Origin of the sequence: Sphingomonas sp. 66-10 (genome assembly GCF_001897045.1) — a bacterium.
Classification (GTDB): domain Bacteria; phylum Pseudomonadota; class Alphaproteobacteria; order Sphingomonadales; family Sphingomonadaceae; genus Sphingomonas; species Sphingomonas lycopersici.
Map to the genome: position 1 here is coordinate 50,150 of NZ_MKRR01000115.1, position 15,978 is coordinate 66,127.

Consider the following 15,978-nt stretch of genomic DNA (forward strand, 5'->3'; position numbering starts at 1 on the left):
CTCGAAACCTTGTCGGAGGTGATGCGCACCGGCTCCGCGACCGCCGCCGCGGCCAATCTCGGGATGACCCAGCCGGGGGTCAGCCGCACACTGGCACAGCTCGAACGCACGATCGGTTTCGAACTATTCTACCGCGATCGCGGCAAGCTCGTGCCGACCAAGGACGGGCGGCTACTCGCCGAGGAGGTCGAGTTCGCGCTTGCCGGGTTGCAGCGGGTTGCGAACCTCGCCGACGATATCGCCAATTCGGCGGCGGGCGAACTCAGCGTCGTCGCGCCGCCGAGCTTCGCCGAGGGCGTGCTCCCTGCGATCGTCGCCAGCTTTCTCCAGAAACATCCCGGGGTGCGCTTCAACCTCGATTCGCGCAGCCTCGAAACCAGCCGGATGATGATCGCGACCCGCGTGGTTGATTGCGGCTTCATGAAGATGCCGATCGCGGGCGACGATCTGCGTTGCGAGCCTTTGGTGTCGAGCGGATCGGCGTGCGTGCTCCCCGCGCGGCACCCGCTCGCCGCGCATGAGGTGCTGACCCCCGATCTGTTACGCGACGCGCCGCTGATCCTGCTCGGTTCGGGGCGGCAATGGCGCATCCAGGTCGATCAGGCGTTTGCGGGCTATCGCCTGCGCCCGACGGTGGCGATCGAGACGCACACCCACGGCTCGGCCTGCGCGCTCGCCGCGCGAGGGGTGGGGATTGCGATCGTCAACCGGTTGCTCGCGCGCGCCTATCTGCGCGACGATCTGGTCATGCGCAGCTTCGCGCCGCCGATCGTCCACCAATATGCCTCGGTCACTTCGATCAACCTGCATGGATCGCGGCTCGTTTCGGCGTTTCTCGACGAGGCGCGCGCCGAACTCGCCAAGATCGCACCGGACGATTGATCGCGCGGTTCGTCGCACGCGAAACGATCGCACGGAACGCTTCGGGCGATCCCTTCGTTTTCGCGCGGGTTTCACACGGAGAACATGGAGAGAAACGCGATGCTCTGGACGATTGTCGTAATCCTGCTGATCCTGTGGATCCTCGGTTTCAGCCTTCATGTCGCCGGCGGGTTGATCCACATCCTGTTGATCATCGCGCTGATCGTCGGGCTCGTTCAGCTGTTCACCGGCCGCAGGGTATAGGCCGGGTCAGTTCCGCGCCGCGGCGGGCTTGAGCGCGATCGAGCAACGCGCGCCGTCCGGTGGGAATTCGAGCGAAACCGCGCGAAACGCGGGATGTCGATCGATCAGGCGTGAGCCGAGCCCGCGGCGCAGCGGTGGCTCGACGCGCGGGCCGTTGCTTTCCTGCCAGACGATCGTCACCCCGTCGCGGCCGGCGCCGTCCCAGCTCACCGCAACCCGCCCCTCGGGCACGCTGAGCGCGCCATATTTCGATGCATTGGTCGCCAGCTCGTGAACTGCCATGACCAGCGGGGTGCATTCGGCCGCAGAAATCGGCGTCTCCGGTCCCTCGACCGAAATGCCGCCGTGATCGGCGAACGGCTTCAACGCATCCTCGACGAGCGTGCGCAATTCGCACGGCTCGCAGTCGCGCCGGGTCAGCAGATCCTGCGCCTGAGCAAGCGCCTGGATGCGCGGCAATAATCGTTCGAGGAAATCCTCGGCCGATTCATCGGGCCGAAGGCAGCGGCGCGCGATCGCGCCGATCAGCGCGAGATTGTTCTTGGACCGGTGGCCCAGCTCGGCCGCGAGAAACGCCTCGCGCCGCGCGGCGGCATCGAGTTCGGTGACGGTGCGCCGCAACGTCTGCCCCAAAAAGATCAGCGTCGCGCTGACCAGCAGGAACAGCAGCTCGCGCGCAAGCGCCTCGTTGGCGGTGAAGCTCGCCGCCGGCCTGAACAGCAGGTCGTTGGTGATCAGCGAGCCCAGGGCGACGATCGCCGCCGCCGGCCAGTCGACTAAAATGCCCGCCAGCATCACCGCGGGGAAATAGGTGAGATAGGGAATCCGCCCCTGGAGCAATGGCTCGAAACCGAAGCGGACGAGGGTGGGAACGGCGATCGACAGCACGACGAACAACGCCAGCCCGGCCCTGGATCGCGTGCCGGTGAGAATGGCGTGTTTGACGAATCCAATGCGTGTCATGCGTCACATCGCTTTCGATATGGCCGTATGAACTGCAGCCCACCCCTTGCTCCCGGCTTCGCTGCGGAAGGGGAGCTTGCCCAATAGGATCGCGAATCTCTCGCGAGTCAAGCATTTGAGGTTATCGACGCACGGTTTCGCCTGCCTCAGGGAAGCGCATAGCCGACCGTCGACTGGGCGATCAGCCGATCCTCGGTCCGCTGCCAGATCCGCACGTCGACCGTGGCGAGTCGGCGACCGAGCTTCAAAAGCCGCGCATCGGCGAAGATCGGCTCGAAGCGGCAGGCGCGCAGAAAGGAAATCGACAGCGCGTTGGTCACCGCCATCGCGACCGGGCCGATATGCGCGAGGATGATGCCGTAAGCCGCGACGTCGACCAGCGCCATCAGCGTCGGCCCCGAGACGATATCGCCGGGGCGCTTCATCGCTGGCACCGGATCGAGCCGCATCCGCAGGTGATTGGGGGCGAGGCGCTCCACTTCCCCGAGCGTCGGCCGCACCGAGGCGGGGAACGCACCATCGAGAAATGTCGACAGCTCTTCGGCGGTCAGGCGGAGTGTTTGCGGGGAGGGGGCGGTAAAGCTTGTCATTCGATCGCCTTAGCCGAACTTTTTGGTCAGGACTCCTGCGATCTTGATCACGAATAGAGCCGGGCGTCGGCGCGCCTGCGTTGCTCGTCGCACTGGTTGGCGAGGTAATCGAGCAACGCGCGCACCGACGGCAGCAGGCCGCGCCGCGACGGGAAAACGGCGTGGATGATGCCGGCGCGCGGTCGCCATTGTGGCAGCGCGTGGATCAACCGCCCCTCCGCGATGTCGCGCCAGATCATCATCGTCGGCAATTGCACGACGCCGACCCCGGCCAATGCAGCCTCGCGCAGCGCCGCCATATCGTCGGTTACCAGCCGCGGGCGATGCGGCAGCGTCGCGGTCTCGCCCGCGGGGCCTTCGAGCTGCCAGTGATGATCGCGCCGCGGCGGGCCGAGATCGAGGCTCGGCAGTGCGGCAAGATCGGCGGGCGAAGCGAGCGCGGCCGGGACGAGCGCTGGGCTGGCGACCAGGCATTGCGTGCTGGTGTCGAGCTTGCGCATCACCAGGTCGCTCGGCTCGAGCGGCGGGAAGCGGACGCGGATCGCGATATCGAAGCCCTCGGCCATCACGTCGACCCGGCGATTGGTCGCCTCGAGGTGGATGTCGACCGCCGGGTTCTCGATCATGAAGCGGGCGAACAGCGCGCCGAACTGGAAGCCGATCAGTGCGATCGGGCAGCTCACGCGGATCACCCCGCGCGGTTCGGCGCGCAGCTCGGCGATGACCTGATCCGCGGCCTCCGCCTCGACCAGCATGGCGACGCAGCGATCGTAATATTCGCGGCCGACCTCGGTGATCGAGAAGCGCCGTGATGAGCGATTGAGCAGCCGCACGCCGAGCCGGTCCTCGAGCAGCTGGATGCGCCGGCTCAATTTCGATTTCGGGATATCGAGCGCGCGGCCGGCGGCGGCGAAGCCGCCGTGGTCGACGATCTGGACGAAATAATAGAGATCGTTCAGGTCCTGCATCGTTCTGTTGATAGAACGATGCGTCGGAAAATGACAATCTTTCGCGCTGGTCGTTCCTGCATATCTTGCTCTCGACGCGGTATCGCCAAAGCGATCGCCGCCCGGAGACAGAAGATGACCAAGGCAATTCTCGGCCGCTACGGCAACAATCGCGGCCATTGGGTGGGCGACGGTTTCCCGGTCCGCTCGCTCTTTTCGTATAACAATCTCGGCCAGCATATCAGCCCGTTCCTGCTGCTCGATTATGCTGGACCGCACGATTTCGCGCCCACCACCGATCGGCGCGGGGTCGGCCAGCATCCGCATCGCGGGTTCGAAACGGTGACGATCGTCTATGACGGCGAGGTCGAGCATCGCGATTCGGCCGGCAATGGCGGGATCATCGGGCCGGGCGACGTGCAGTGGATGACCGCGGCTGGCGGAATCCTCCACGAGGAATATCATTCGCCCGCTTTCGCCAAAACCGGTGGCCGATTCCGCATGGTGCAATTGTGGGTCAATCTGCCCGCGAAGGACAAAATGGCGCCCGGCGGCTATCAAGGCATCGTCGCGGCGGACATTCCCGCCGTCGATCTGCCCGACAATGCCGGCACGGCGCGGGTGATCGCGGGCGAGCTGCTCGGCGCCAAGGGGCCGGCGCGGACCTTCACCGCGATCAACGTGTGGGACGTCAAGCTCAGCCGCGACGCGGACCTGACGCTCGATCTGCCCGAAGGCCATACCGCGATGATCGTCGGGCTCGGCGGGCATGTCACCGTCGAGGGCAATCAGGCGCTCGGCGAGGCGGAGATGCTGCTGCTCGGCCGTGAGGGTGACAGCGTACGGATCCACGCCGATGGCGACGCGACCTTGCTGGTGCTGACCGGCGAACCGGTCGACGAGCCGATCGTCGGTTACGGCCCGTTCGTGATGAACAGCGAGGACGAAATCCGCCAGGCGGTCGACGATTTCAACAACGGTCGCTTCGCCCAGGCGGCGTGACCGACGGCCCCGGCGCTTCACCGCGCCGGGGCTTTTTTTCATCCCGTGCGGCGGCCCGCGCCGCCCGGATGTTCCCACCGCGGGCATGGAAGGAAAGCAATATGGCGAGTGACCCGATCCGCGATCCCAAGGCCGATCGCCTGCTGACGCCGCAGAATGCCGCGTTCATCATCATCGATTACCAGCCGGTGCAGGTGAATTCGATCGCCTCGATCGACCGGCAATTGCTGCTCAACAACATCGTCGGCTGCGCCAAGGCGGCGGTCGCTTACGGCCTGCCGGTGGTGCATTCGACCGTCAACGTGAAGACCGGGCTCAACAAGCCGCCCGTGCCGCATATCCGCAAGGTGCTCGGCGACTATCCGACCTATGACCGGACCAGCATCAACAGCTGGGAAGACACCGAATTCCGCAAGGCGGTGGAGGAGACCGGCCGCAAGAAGCTGATCATGACCGCGCTGTGGACCGAGGCGTGCTTGACCTTCCCCGCAATCGACGCGCTGGCGGAAGGGTATGAGGTCTATGTGCCGGTCGATGCGGTCGGCGGCACCTCGTCGACGGCGCACGAGGCGGCATTGCGCCGGATCGAACAGGCGGGCGGCAAGCTGATCTCCACGGTCCAGCTGTTCTGCGAATTGCAGCGCGACTGGAATCGGCTGGTCACGGTGCCGGCGTTCATCAACCTGTTCATCGAAACCGGCGGCACCGCCGGCATCCAGTTCAGCTACGACAAGGCGGAATAAACCGGCCGCCATCCAATCAAGCGCGCGATCTGCAATATGGCCGACACGGCTCGATTGCAGATCGGCCGCTTGATGAAGTAAGAATGAGCACAGCGGAACATCGACGGAGGACCGCCGTGAGATTGTCGTTACTTTCTGCGCTGTTGCTGGCGGTAGCCGGATGCGCGCAGCAAGAGAAACCGGTCGGCATGGCCAACCCAGCGTCGAAGAATTGCATCAGGCTCGGCGGCCAGTTGGAAATTCGCCGGGAGACCGCGGGCGAGACGGGGTATTGCCATCTGCCCGACGGGCGCGTGGTCGAGGAATGGGCGCTTTTCCGCGAAAGCGAAGGCAAGAAGCCGGCGAACTAAGGGATGCCGGCGCGGGATTCTTGGGCGACGGTCGGTCTTTCCACCTAGTTTATCTTCTTGCTGGGATAAATTATATTAATGAGGACGTGAACCAAATAACGCTCACCATTAGCGTTATTTAGTCGAAGCACCGCTGTCCGGTCATCATTCTGTCGTCTTGCTGAAACAAAAGCGACGCCGCATTGCAAAGATCGACGGTTAGGCCCCGCCGCAGACGGGGCCATTCGCGACCCCGCGCAAGGGGAAAATCATGACGCGCAAGCCGATGTTCGCAATGATGCTGCTCGCCACCACGGCGTGGCCGTCGCTGGCGATTGCCGAGGCCCCCGCCGATGCCGCGCCCGCCGTGGCCGATGCGCCGGCGGCGGCGGACGATATCGTCGTCATCGGTCGCGGCGAAACGCGACAAGTGCAGGAAATCAGCACGCGCGATTTCGATCTCGTGGTGCCCGCGACCAGCCCGCTGAAGGCGATTGCCAAATTGCCCGGCGTCAATTTCCAGTCGGCCGATGCCTTCGGCAATTACGAATGGTCCGAGCGCGTCTCGATCCGCGGCTTCAACCAGAACCAGCTCGGCTTCACGCTCGACGGCATTCCGCTCGGCGACGGCAGCTACGGCAATACCAACGGTCTGCACATCAGCCGCGCGATCAGCTCGGAGAATATCGCGCAGGTCCGCGTCGCGCAGGGTTCGGGCGCGATCGGGACGCAGGCGACCAACAATCTCGGCGGGACGATCGAATTCATCTCCTCCGATCCGAAGCGAGAGGCGGGGCTGACGCTCAACGGCACTTATGGCAGCGACAATACGTGGCGCGCCTTCGTCCGGCTCGATACCGGCACGCTCGGCGACAACGGGCCGAGCGCCTATGTCTCCTACGGGCATTTCACCACCGACAAATGGAAGGGCTGGGGCGTCCAGCGGCAGAATCAGGTCAATGCCAAGGCGGTCGCGCCGCTCGGCGACAGCGGGCTGCGGCTGGTCGCCACGTTCGACTTCTCCGACCGGCGCGAGAACGACTATCAGGACATGTCGCTCGATATGATCCACCGGCTCGGCTATCGCTGGGACAATATCTCGAACAATTATCCGCTCGCAATCCTGGTATCGGATGTCGGTGCGAACACCGGCTATACCGGGGTGACCCCGACCAATCCGGCGGCGGGCAAGACCTATCCGGCGCCCTTCGCCAACCCCGACGACGCTTATTACGACGCGGCCGGGTTGCGGCAGGACTATCTCGCCTCGGTCGGCATCGAGACCGCGAAGGACGCCAAGATCCACGGCGAGCTGCGCGGCTATTATCACGACAATCACGGCCGCGGCATCTGGTTCACCCCCTATGTCGCCTCGCCCTCCGGCGTGCCGATGTCGGTGCGCACAACCGAATATGACATCCGCCGCAAGGGCGTGTTCGGATCGGTCGGCACGTCGCTGGGCGGGTTCGGCGATCTCACCGTCGGCGCCTGGTACGAGCGCAACGATTTCCGCCAGGCGCGGCGCTTCTACGGGCTCGACAGCCGCACCGTGCCGACGCGCGACAGCCTCGATTTCCCGCTGCTGCCCTTCTTCACGCAATGGGATTATCGCTATCAGACCGATACCTTCCAATATTATGTCAGCGACAGGATCGCGCTCGGCAATCTGACGGTCGACCTCGGCTGGAAGGGCTATGACGTGCGTGTCACCGCGACGCCGCTGACCGCCGGCAGTCTCGCCTCGGGCAAGATCAAGACGACCGACTGGTTCCAGCCGCGCGCCGGGCTCACCTATCGCCTCGGCGCCAATGCCGAATTGTTCGGCGGGTTCAGCCAGGTGACGCGCGCCTTTACCGGCTCGGCGACCAGTGGCCCGTTCGCGACGACGCAGGCCGGGTTCAACGCACTCGGCAATCTGAAGCCCGAGCAATCCGATACCTATGAAGCCGGCACGCGTTTCCGCAGCGGCATCTTCACCGGCTCGATCGCGGCTTATTATGTCGATTTCCGCAACCGGTTGCTGGCCTATTCGGTCGGGTCGGGGATTCAGGGCAATCCGCCGATCCTGCAGAATGTCGGCGGGGTCCGCTCCTATGGCGTCGAGGCGACCGGGCAGATCAAGCTGCCCAACGGGTTCGGCGCGTTCGGCTCCTATGCCTACAATGACTCGCGCTATCGGGATAACGTCTTTGTCGTCGATCCGCTGACCCAGCAGAAGGTGCTGCTCGGCGGGGTGCCGATCAAGGACAAGACGGTGGTCGATGCGCCGCGGCATATCGCCTCGGGCGAAGTGACCTATGACAGCGATCTGTTCTTCGGCCGCATCGGCGCGAATTACATGAGCAAGCGCTATTTCACCTATAGCAACGATCAGTCGGTGCCCGGGCGCGTGCTGTTCGATGCCTCGATCGGGGTGCGCTTCGCGGTGGCGGGGGATCGTAAGGTGGAGCTGCAGCTTTCCGGCACCAACCTGCTCGACAAGCAATATATCGCGACGATCGGCTCGAACGGCTTCACCCAGAAGGGCGACAACCAGACCTTGCTGGTCGGGGCGCCGCGGCAAGTGTTCGTCTCGCTCAAGACGGGTTTCTGACCGGTCTGCAGCGTTCGAAGGATGCGGAGCCGGATACGCCCCGGTTCCGCGTCTTTCCGCATGCCTGCCGCAACCTCGGCCTTGGAAAGGAAGGAGGTGGCGGGGCGGTTCGAGATAGCGTAACCACGCGCAATTCCCGCCGCTTGATGGAGCGAATATTCGTGCCGACCCCCGAAAGCCAATCCGTCACAGCAAGGCTCTCTCGATCGGCGATCTTCCTGGTAGCGACGATCAATCCCGAGCCGGCGGCACTCGGCACGGTCAAAGCTTTTCTCGCCGATTTGTCCGGGATCGTCCGCGCGATCAGGTTCCGCGATGTCGATGCGGATCTGTCGTGCGTGACGGGCATCGGATCGGACGCGTGGGACCGATTGTTCGGCGCGCCGCGGCCGAAGGAGCTCCATCCCTTTCGCGAGATCAGCGGCGTCCATCACGCGCCGTCGACCCCGGGCGACCTGCTGTTCCATATCCGCGCCTCGCGGATGGACATGTGCTTCGAACTCGCCGCGCAGATCATGGTGCGGATCGGATCGGTCGCGACGATCGTCGACGAGACGCACGGCTTCAAATATTTCGACGATCGCGATCTGCTCGGCTTCGTCGACGGGACCGAGAACCCCGTGGGGCAGGAGAGCGTGGATGCGACGATCATCGGCGACGAGGACCCGGCATTCGCCGGCGGCAGCTATGTGATCGTCCAGAAATATCTGCACGATCTGCCGAAATGGGAAAAGGTGCCGGTCGAGCAGCAAGAGGGCTTCGTCGGCCGCAAGAAGCTGTCCGACATCGAATTGCTCGACGACGTCAAACCCTCTTTCGCGCACAATGCGCTGACCGTGATCCACGACGAGGACGGCAACCAGCTCGATATCCTGCGCGACAACATGCCGTTCGGCGCGATCGGCAAGGGCGAATACGGCACCTATTTCATCGGCTATGCGCGGTCGCCGAGCCGCACCGAGCGGATGCTCGACAATATGTTCGTCGGCAATCCGCCCGGGAATTACGATCGACTGCTCGATTTCAGCCGCGCCGTGACCGGCACATTGTTCTTTGTGCCGACATCGGCGTTTCTGGATGAGGTGACGCCGGACGGCCCGGCGCCGGCGGAGGCGCCTGCCGCGTCGCCGGACGTCGCGCCGGCATCGCACGGCTCGCTCGCTATTGGATCGCTGAAGGACGAGGACTGACATGAACAATCTTCATCGCGAATTGGCGCCGATCTCGGCGGCGGCGTGGGACCAGATCGAGGAAGAGGCCAAGCGCACGCTCAAGCGCTACCTTGCGGCCCGCAAGGTGGTCGACGTGATCGGTCCCAAGGGGTTCGATCTCTCCGCGGTCGGCACCGGCCATACCAAGGAGGTCGCGCCGCTTCGCGAGGGGCTGCAGGTCGTCCAGCGCGAGGTGACCCCGGTGATCGAATTGTGCGTGCCGTTCAAGCTGACGCGCAAGGCGATCGACGATGTCGAGCGCGGCTCCAACGATTCCGACTGGCAGCCGCTCAAGGATGCGGCATGCACGATCGCCTTCGCCGAGGATCATGTCGTCTTCGAAGGCTATGCGCAGGCCGGCATCGACGGCATCCGGCAGGTCACGAGCAATCCCAAAGTGAGCTTGCCGGCCGATGTTCGCGGCTATCCCGAGGCGGTCGAGAAGGCGATCAATGCGCTGCGCCTCGCCGGGGTCAGTGGCCCCTATGCGCTGGTGCTCGGTGCCGATCCCTATAGCAAGCTCACCGGCGAGAGCGATGACGGCTATCCCGTGCTCAAGCATATTGAGAAGCTGGTCGACCGCGAGGTAATCTGGTGCCCGGCGATCAAGGGCGGGGTGGTGGTCACCACGCGCGGCGGCGATTTCGATCTGACGATCGGGCAGGATCTGTCGATCGGCTATCGCCACCACACCGCCGATGCGGTTGAGCTCTATATCCTCGAGACGCTGACCTATCGCACGCAGACCTCGGAAGCGTCGGTGATCCTCGACCTTCCGGCGGCGGGATAAGGCGCGGCGCGGCGGCTCCAGCGGGGCGCCGCCTTCCGCGCTCGATTTCAGGGACTTGCTGCGCACACTTACGATCGGTACGCTCCGTGACGCATAATAGGAGAGTGCCGATGAAGTGGCTTCCCCTCGCGTCCGCCGGCCTGTTGCTGGTTCCCGACATCGCCATTGCACAGGCCGCCGCGCCGCAAGTGCAGCCCGTTCCGGGGCAGCCCGGCCGTCCGGGTGGTCCCGGCCAGGGGCAGCGCCCGCCCGGCGTGCGCCCGCCCAATCCCGGACCGGGCAACGGTCAGCGCCCGCCGATCACGCGCCCGCCCAATCCGGGGCCGGGCAATGGCCAGCGTCCGCCGATCACCCGTCCGCCGAACCCCGGCCCGGGCAACGGCCACCGGCCGCCGGTGACGCGGCCGCCGGTCGTGCGCCCGCCGCACGGCATTGGCCACCGCCCGCCCAACTTCCGGCCGATCCCGGCCAAGCCGTTCCGCTATCCGCGCGGCTATCATTATCGCCGCTGGACGATCGGGCTGATCCTGCCGCATCTGTTCCTGTCGTCGGCTTATTATTTCGACAATTATGCGACTTATGGCTTCGGACCGCCGCCGCGCGGCCATCGCTGGGTGCGCTATGGGCCGGATCTGCTGCTGGTCAACACGCGGACCGGGCGGATCGCCGACGTCATCTACGGCGCGTTCCGCTGATCTTGTGGGGCGGGAGCGGGCGCGTGCGGCCGCTCCCTGCGCGCCCGTGCAAAAAATCGGTGCACAATCGGGACGGCGCCGCCCTTTCCTGGCGCTTGTCATCGCGACGGCAGCGTGCGACCCTCGCTCAATAGTCGATCCCGCATCGCCGATATCATTTGATTTAGAGATAACGCTTTGAGGGCATTGAGAATGTTGCCGCGCGCCGATTCTCTGCTTTCCCAATCGTCCGGGGTGATGACGCCGCGTCGCGATGCGTGGCCTTAAAGTGGGGGAGGGCGGCCTTTGTACAAACATCTTTTGCTCGCGAGCGACGGGACAAGGGAAAGTCTGGTCACCCTCCGCGAAGGAGCGCTCATCGCCAAGCGGTTCGAGGCGACCGCGCATCTGCTGATCATCGATCCCGAAACCGCGTCCACGCGCATCGCCGAAAGCCATTGCGCGGTGGAGCGCTCCGCACACAGCCGGGAATTGCTCGATCTCGGGCTTTCGCGGCTTCGGCAGCTCGGCGTGAAATCGACCGGTGAATTGTTGCGCGGCGAGCCCGTCCGGCTGATTTCGGAGCGGGTCGGGCCGCTGGGGATCGATCTCGTCGTGCTGGGGCACCGGCGGCAATCGTTTCTCGATCGTTGGTGGTCGGGCGCAAACGGCGGGTATATCGTCGACAATGTCGCGTGCAGCGTGCTGGTGGTGCGCGACACGATCAGCGACGAGGAATTCAACTGCCACCTGGCAGCCGCGTCGGCCGGGTAATACCAAGGCTTCGTTATCGCGCGTGGAGCCGGGCCAGCGCGATGCCCGCGAGGTTCTGCGCGCGTTTCACATGCCGGATATGCAGCGGGCCTGACGCAGCGCGCAGCGCTTGCAACGCCTCGAAGTGCTTGGCGGCCGCGCCGCGGCATTTCGCCGTGCCGTTCGCCTGACTGACGACCGCGAGCGAGTCGCCGACAAACAGCGGGTTCGCCAGCCCCAGGTTGCGCGCAATCTGCACCGCGTGGCGCAACGCCAGCCATTCGGCGTCCATGCTCGTGCCGGGGCCGAGATCGCGCTGCAGATAGCTGCGCCCGCCCACCACCACCGCGGTTTCCATCCCGATCGGGGCAGGGCGGTAGCCGCCGTCGAAATAGACCTTTACGCGGGGTGGCATTGCCACTCCCCGGGCGACAGACCGTCGAGCGTCCAGTCGCCGACGCGCCAGCGCACCAGCCGCAAAGTCGGGAAGCCTACCGCGGCGGTCATGCGGCGCACCTGACGGTTGCGGCCTTCGCGGATCGTCAGGCTGATCCAGCGATCGGGGATGCTCTTGCGCACGCGGATCGGCGGGTCGCGCGGCCACAATTGCGGGTCCGCGATCGCCTCCGCCTCCGCCGGGCGGGTCGGCCCGTCCTTGAGCCGGACGCCGCGGCGCAGCGCCGCGAGCGCGGTCTCGCTGATCTCGCCCTCGACCTGGACCAGATAGGTCTTGGGCAATTTGAACGCCGGATCGGCGATCCGCGCCTGCAGCCGGCCGTCGTCGGTCAGCAAGAGCAGCCCCTCGCTGTCGAGATCGAGCCGCCCCGCCGGGTACACGCCCGGCACATCGATGAAGTCGGACAAGGTGCGCCGCGCCGATCCTTCAGTGCCGCGGTCGGTGAACTGGCTCAGGACATCATAGGGCTTGTTGAACAGGATCAGCGTCACGCGGCGATGCTCCGCGCGACCGCCTCGGCGACCTTGATGCCATCGACCGACGCCGAGAGGATGCCCCCCGCATAGCCCGCGCCCTCGCCGGCGGGGAACAGCCCGCGGGTGTTGAGGCTCTGGAAATCGTCGCCACGGGTGAAGCGCACCGGCGACGAGGTGCGCGTCTCGACCCCGGTCATCACCACATCGGGGTGGTCGTAGCCCGCGATCTGGCGGCCGAACACCGGGATCGCCTCGCGCATCGCCTCGACCGCGAAGGCGGGGAGGCATTGCGAAAGGTCGGTCGGGGTGACGCCGGGGCGATAGGAGGGGATCACGCTGCCCAGCGATTCCGACGGGCGGCCGGCGAGGAAATCGCCGACGCGCTGCGCGGGGGCGCGATAGTTGGAGCCGCCGGCGACGAAGGCCAGCGACTCCCAATGCCGCTGGAAGGCGATCCCGGCGAGCGGGTCGCCGGGATAGTCGCGCGCCGGGTCGATCGCGACGACGAACCCCGAATTGGCGTTGCGCTCGTTGCGCGAATATTGGCTCATCCCGTTGGTCGCGACGCGCCCCACTTCGGATGTCGCGGCGACCACGGTGCCGCCGGGGCACATGCAGAAGCTGTAGACCGTGCGGCCGTTCCCGCAGTGATGCGAGATATGATATTCGGCGGCGCCGAGGATCGGATGGCCCGCGTCGGCGCCGAAGCGCGAACGATCGATCCACGATTGCGGATGCTCGATCCTGACCCCGATCGAGAACGGCTTGGCCTCGACATGCACCCCCGCCGCCTGGAGCATCGCGAAGGTATCGCGCGCGCTATGCCCGATCGCCATCACCACGCGATCGGCCTCGAGATAGTCGCCGGTGTGAAGGTGCAGCCCGCGGATATGGCGCTCACCGTTCGCGCCGGTCTCGATATCGAGGCCGTCGACACGCGTCTGGAAGCGATATTCGCCGCCGAGCCCCTCGATCGTCTCGCGCAGACTCTCGACCATCGTGACCAGCCGGAAGGTGCCGATATGTGGATGCGCCTCGGTGAGGATCTCGGGCGGCGCGCCGGCCTTGACGAATTCGCTCAGCACCTTGCGGTCGAGGTGCCGCGGATCCTTGATCCGGCTGTAGAGCTTGCCGTCCGAAAAGGTGCCGGCGCCGCCCTCGCCGAACTGGACGTTGGATTCGGGGTTGAGCACGCTGCGCCGCCACAGCCCCCAGGTGTCCTTGGTCCGCTCGCGCACGACCTTGCCGCGATCGAGGATGATCGGGCGGAACCCCATTTGCGCAAGGATCAGCCCGGCGAACAGCCCGCACGGCCCCGCGCCGATCACCACCGGCCGCTTCGCGCCCGCGGGGGGCGCTTGCGTGACGAATTTGTAGCTGGTGTCCGGCGTCGGCTGGACGTTGCGGTCCTTGCGGAAGCGCGCGAGTACCGCGGCCTCGTTCTTCACATTGACGTCGACCGAATAGACGAGCTGGATCCGGGTCTTATCCCGCGCATCGTTCGCCCGACGCGCGACGACATAGCGGATCAACTCGCGCGGGGTGATCCGCAGCCTTTTGCAGATCGCCGCCGGCAGGGCTTCGTCGGCGTGGTGCAGCGGCAGCGTCAATTCGGTCAGGCGAAGCATCGGCCGCGCTGTAGCCTGCACGCCGGCCGCGCGATAGCGCCTCAGTTCTGGCGGCGCAGCGCGGCGACCTCCTTCGGCGTGATGCTCGATCCCGCGGCGCCGAACCGCGCGGTGACATAATTGGCGACCGCGGCGACCTCGCTGTCCGAATAGGCATCGGCGAAGCTCGGCATATAAGGCCGCCCGGTGCCGGGCCTGCCCGCGCCGTTGAGGATCATCTGCGCGACATTGGTGGCGGTCGGATCGTTGACCGATCGGACGCCGGTGAGCCGCGCTTCCTCGATGATCGCCCCCGCGCCGGTCCAGGCGTGGCAGGCGACGCAATTGCCCTCGAACATGCGCTTGCCGACCGGATTGTCGATCGACGCGAGCTTGGGCGAGGCGGGCGCGGGGCCGGCGGGCTGGGGCAGGCGATCGCTGCGGATCGCGGGGACGGTCCTGAGATAGGTGACCATCGCGGCGATATCCGATTTGGTCAGCTTGGAGATACTGAGCGCGACCGCCTCGTGCATCGGCCCGGAGGCGACCCCGCGGCCCTTCGCGTGACCGGTGGTAAGATAAGCGGCGAGCTCGTCGTTGCTCCACGCGCCGATGCCGCTGATCCGGTCGCTGGTGATATTATAGGCGTTCCAGCCCTCGGCCTGTCCGCCGGCGAATTTCTGGCGCTGGTCGAGCGCCTGCAGGAGATTGCGGGGCGTGTGGCATTCGCCACAATGGCCCGCGGCCTCGACGAGATAGGCGCCGCGGTTCCACGCCGGGCTCTGCTCCTGGACGGGCTGGAAGCGTTTGTCGTCGTTGAAGAAGGCGGACCAGATTCCCATCAGCCAGCGCTGGTTGAACGGGAAGCCGAAGGTGTTGGGCTTGTTCGCCTGACGCACCGGCTTGAGCGAGAACAGATAGCTCTTGATCGCCAGCACATCGGCATCGGTCAGCCGGGTGTAGGAGGCGTAGGGGAAAGCGGGATAGAGCCGCGACCCGTCCGGCGCGATGCCCTTGTGGACCGCGGTGAGAAATTGCGCGTCGGTCCATTTGCCGATCCCGGTTTCGGGATCGGGGGTGATGTTCGGGGTGTAGATCGTCCCGAACGGCAGGACGAACGGGCGACCGCCAGCAAAGGGCGTGCCGCCCTTGGCAGTGTGGCACGCCTCGCAATCGGCCATGCGGGTGACATATTCGCCGCGGGTACGCGGATCGGCGGCGGCAAGCTCGGCCGGGACGCCGGTGGGCGAGGCGCCCTTGTAGCTGGCGAGATCGACCCGATTGCCGCCGGCGAAGCCATAAGGCCCGGGCTGGAGGATCATGCGGCCGAAGATCGCGCCGAGCACGACGATGATCGCGCCGGCGATGAGCGTGAGGATTCGCCGCATGCTCAGGCTCCCTTCGCGATCAGCGCGCGATCGATCGGCATGCGCGTCAGCTGCACCCCGGTCGCGGCATAGACGGCATTGGCGACGGCCGGCTGCGTGACCACCGTGCCCGGCTCGCCGATCCCGCCCATATTTTCCTTGCTCGGCACGACATGCGCCTCGATCACCGGCATCTCGTCGATGCGCAGGATGCGGTAGTCGTTGAAATTGCCCTGTTCGACCTTGCCGCCGGCGAAGGTGATCTTGTCGAACAGCACCGTCGATAGCCCGAAGGTCGCGCCGCCCTGGATCTGCGCCTCGAGCGTATCGGGGTTGACGACCTGCCCGACA

18 protein-coding genes are annotated in these 15,978 nt (G+C 65.7%); 10 read left to right on the forward strand and 8 right to left on the reverse strand.

Annotation, left to right across the window (positions count from 1 at the left end):
* Together BGN95_RS12225 and BGN95_RS12230 are read left to right on the forward strand one after the other, a co-directional pair.
* Nucleotides 1–882, forward strand: an 882-nt coding sequence (locus BGN95_RS12225) for a LysR substrate-binding domain-containing protein (RefSeq protein ID WP_286772759.1), incomplete at its 5' end; no start/stop codon positions are given.
* 99 nt (nt 883–981) lie between these two features.
* Nucleotides 982–1,125 carry a lmo0937 family membrane protein gene (locus tag BGN95_RS12230; RefSeq protein WP_179515263.1) on the forward strand — a complete coding sequence of 48 codons (144 nt, stop codon included), beginning with the start codon at nt 982–984 and terminating at the stop codon, nt 1,123–1,125.
* A gap of 6 nt (nt 1,126–1,131) precedes the next feature.
* Here the strand turns inward: BGN95_RS12230 and BGN95_RS12235 are convergent, their stop codons facing one another.
* The 3 genes from BGN95_RS12235 to BGN95_RS12245 all read right to left on the reverse strand — a co-directional run bounded on the left by BGN95_RS12235 (nt 1,132) and on the right by BGN95_RS12245 (nt 3,646).
* Entirely contained in the window at nt 1,132–2,088 is a 957-nt protein-coding gene (locus BGN95_RS12235) for a sensor histidine kinase (protein ID WP_286772760.1), read from the reverse strand.
* Nucleotides 2,089–2,234: 146 nt separating this feature from the next.
* Nucleotides 2,235–2,678 carry a PaaI family thioesterase gene (locus BGN95_RS12240; protein WP_286772761.1) on the reverse strand — a complete coding sequence of 148 codons (444 nt, stop codon included), beginning with the start codon at nt 2,676–2,678 and terminating at the stop codon, nt 2,235–2,237.
* A gap of 47 nt (nt 2,679–2,725) precedes the next feature.
* On the reverse strand, nt 2,726–3,646 hold the full coding sequence (locus BGN95_RS12245) for a LysR family transcriptional regulator (RefSeq protein ID WP_286772762.1): 921 nt from the start codon (nt 3,644–3,646) through the stop codon (nt 2,726–2,728).
* Between the two features lie 114 nt (nt 3,647–3,760).
* Here BGN95_RS12245 and BGN95_RS12250 point away from each other — a divergent pair, with 114 nt between their 5' ends.
* The 8 genes from BGN95_RS12250 to BGN95_RS12285 all read left to right on the forward strand — a co-directional run bounded on the left by BGN95_RS12250 (nt 3,761) and on the right by BGN95_RS12285 (nt 11,741).
* Nucleotides 3,761–4,627: a pirin family protein gene (locus BGN95_RS12250; protein WP_286772763.1), complete on the forward strand. Its 867-nt coding sequence runs from the start codon at nt 3,761–3,763 to the stop codon at nt 4,625–4,627.
* 101 nt (nt 4,628–4,728) lie between these two features.
* A complete protein-coding gene (locus tag BGN95_RS12255; protein ID WP_179515268.1) occupies nt 4,729–5,370 on the forward strand; it encodes a hydrolase in 642 nt (213 codons plus the stop codon).
* Between the two features lie 83 nt (nt 5,371–5,453).
* Nucleotides 5,454–5,720, forward strand: coding sequence for a putative hemolysin (locus BGN95_RS12260; RefSeq protein ID WP_286772764.1), 267 nt, complete (start codon nt 5,454–5,456; stop codon nt 5,718–5,720).
* Nucleotides 5,721–5,970: 250 nt separating this feature from the next.
* Nucleotides 5,971–8,292: a TonB-dependent receptor family protein gene (locus BGN95_RS12265; RefSeq protein WP_286772765.1), complete on the forward strand. Its 2,322-nt coding sequence runs from the start codon at nt 5,971–5,973 to the stop codon at nt 8,290–8,292.
* A gap of 161 nt (nt 8,293–8,453) precedes the next feature.
* The gene (locus BGN95_RS12270; RefSeq protein ID WP_286772766.1) at nt 8,454–9,482 is read left to right on the forward strand and encodes a Dyp-type peroxidase; all 1,029 of its coding nucleotides are present in this window, start codon (nt 8,454–8,456) and stop codon (nt 9,480–9,482) included.
* A gap of 1 nt (nt 9,483) precedes the next feature.
* The gene (locus BGN95_RS12275; RefSeq protein WP_286772767.1) at nt 9,484–10,293 is read left to right on the forward strand and encodes a family 1 encapsulin nanocompartment shell protein; all 810 of its coding nucleotides are present in this window, start codon (nt 9,484–9,486) and stop codon (nt 10,291–10,293) included.
* A 110-nt stretch (nt 10,294–10,403) separates the two neighbouring features.
* The gene (locus BGN95_RS12280; protein WP_265268180.1) at nt 10,404–10,988 is read left to right on the forward strand and encodes an RcnB family protein; all 585 of its coding nucleotides are present in this window, start codon (nt 10,404–10,406) and stop codon (nt 10,986–10,988) included.
* Between the two features lie 285 nt (nt 10,989–11,273).
* Nucleotides 11,274–11,741, forward strand: a complete 468-nt coding sequence (locus BGN95_RS12285; RefSeq protein WP_265312487.1) for a universal stress protein — start codon at nt 11,274–11,276, stop codon at nt 11,739–11,741.
* A 13-nt stretch (nt 11,742–11,754) separates the two neighbouring features.
* Here BGN95_RS12285 and BGN95_RS12290 read toward each other — a convergent pair whose 3' ends face one another.
* The 5 genes from BGN95_RS12290 to BGN95_RS12310 all read right to left on the reverse strand — a co-directional run.
* A complete protein-coding gene (locus BGN95_RS12290) occupies nt 11,755–12,135 on the reverse strand; it encodes a reverse transcriptase-like protein (protein ID WP_265312486.1) in 381 nt (126 codons plus the stop codon).
* Entirely contained in the window at nt 12,120–12,668 is a 549-nt protein-coding gene (locus tag BGN95_RS12295) for a pseudouridine synthase (protein ID WP_286772768.1), read from the reverse strand. The genes BGN95_RS12290 and BGN95_RS12295 overlap by 16 nt, the downstream gene beginning before the upstream one ends.
* On the reverse strand, nt 12,665–14,281 hold the full coding sequence (locus BGN95_RS12300; protein WP_265312484.1) for an NAD(P)/FAD-dependent oxidoreductase: 1,617 nt from the start codon (nt 14,279–14,281) through the stop codon (nt 12,665–12,667). Before BGN95_RS12300 ends, BGN95_RS12295 begins: the two co-directional genes overlap by 4 nt.
* A gap of 41 nt (nt 14,282–14,322) precedes the next feature.
* The gene (locus BGN95_RS12305) at nt 14,323–15,648 is read right to left on the reverse strand and encodes a c-type cytochrome (protein WP_286772769.1); all 1,326 of its coding nucleotides are present in this window, start codon (nt 15,646–15,648) and stop codon (nt 14,323–14,325) included.
* A 2-nt stretch (nt 15,649–15,650) separates the two neighbouring features.
* Nucleotides 15,651–15,978, reverse strand: a 328-nt coding sequence (locus BGN95_RS12310; RefSeq protein ID WP_286772770.1) for a molybdopterin cofactor-binding domain-containing protein, incomplete at its 5' end; no start/stop codon positions are given.

What these genes read in the sequence shown, in the direction of transcription:
- BGN95_RS12240 (WP_286772761.1), bottom strand. Translation starts at nt 2,678, where the DNA reads ATGACAAGCTTTACCGCCCCCTCCCCGCAAACACTCCGCCTGACCGCC.
- BGN95_RS12300 (WP_265312484.1), bottom strand. Translation starts at nt 14,281, where the DNA reads ATGCTTCGCCTGACCGAATTGACGCTGCCGCTGCACCACGCCGACGAA.
- BGN95_RS12250 (WP_286772763.1), top strand. Translation starts at nt 3,761, where the DNA reads ATGACCAAGGCAATTCTCGGCCGCTACGGCAACAATCGCGGCCATTGG.
- BGN95_RS12305 (WP_286772769.1), bottom strand. Translation starts at nt 15,648, where the DNA reads ATGCGGCGAATCCTCACGCTCATCGCCGGCGCGATCATCGTCGTGCTC.
- BGN95_RS12275 (WP_286772767.1), top strand. Translation starts at nt 9,484, where the DNA reads ATGAACAATCTTCATCGCGAATTGGCGCCGATCTCGGCGGCGGCGTGG.
- BGN95_RS12235 (WP_286772760.1), bottom strand. Translation starts at nt 2,088, where the DNA reads ATGACACGCATTGGATTCGTCAAACACGCCATTCTCACCGGCACGCGA.
- BGN95_RS12265 (WP_286772765.1), top strand. Translation starts at nt 5,971, where the DNA reads ATGACGCGCAAGCCGATGTTCGCAATGATGCTGCTCGCCACCACGGCG.
- BGN95_RS12280 (WP_265268180.1), top strand. Translation starts at nt 10,404, where the DNA reads ATGAAGTGGCTTCCCCTCGCGTCCGCCGGCCTGTTGCTGGTTCCCGAC.
- BGN95_RS12260 (WP_286772764.1), top strand. Translation starts at nt 5,454, where the DNA reads ATGAGCACAGCGGAACATCGACGGAGGACCGCCGTGAGATTGTCGTTA.
- BGN95_RS12290 (WP_265312486.1), bottom strand. Translation starts at nt 12,135, where the DNA reads ATGCCACCCCGCGTAAAGGTCTATTTCGACGGCGGCTACCGCCCTGCC.
- BGN95_RS12230 (WP_179515263.1), top strand. Translation starts at nt 982, where the DNA reads ATGCTCTGGACGATTGTCGTAATCCTGCTGATCCTGTGGATCCTCGGT.
- BGN95_RS12255 (WP_179515268.1), top strand. Translation starts at nt 4,729, where the DNA reads ATGGCGAGTGACCCGATCCGCGATCCCAAGGCCGATCGCCTGCTGACG.
- BGN95_RS12245 (WP_286772762.1), bottom strand. Translation starts at nt 3,646, where the DNA reads ATGCAGGACCTGAACGATCTCTATTATTTCGTCCAGATCGTCGACCAC.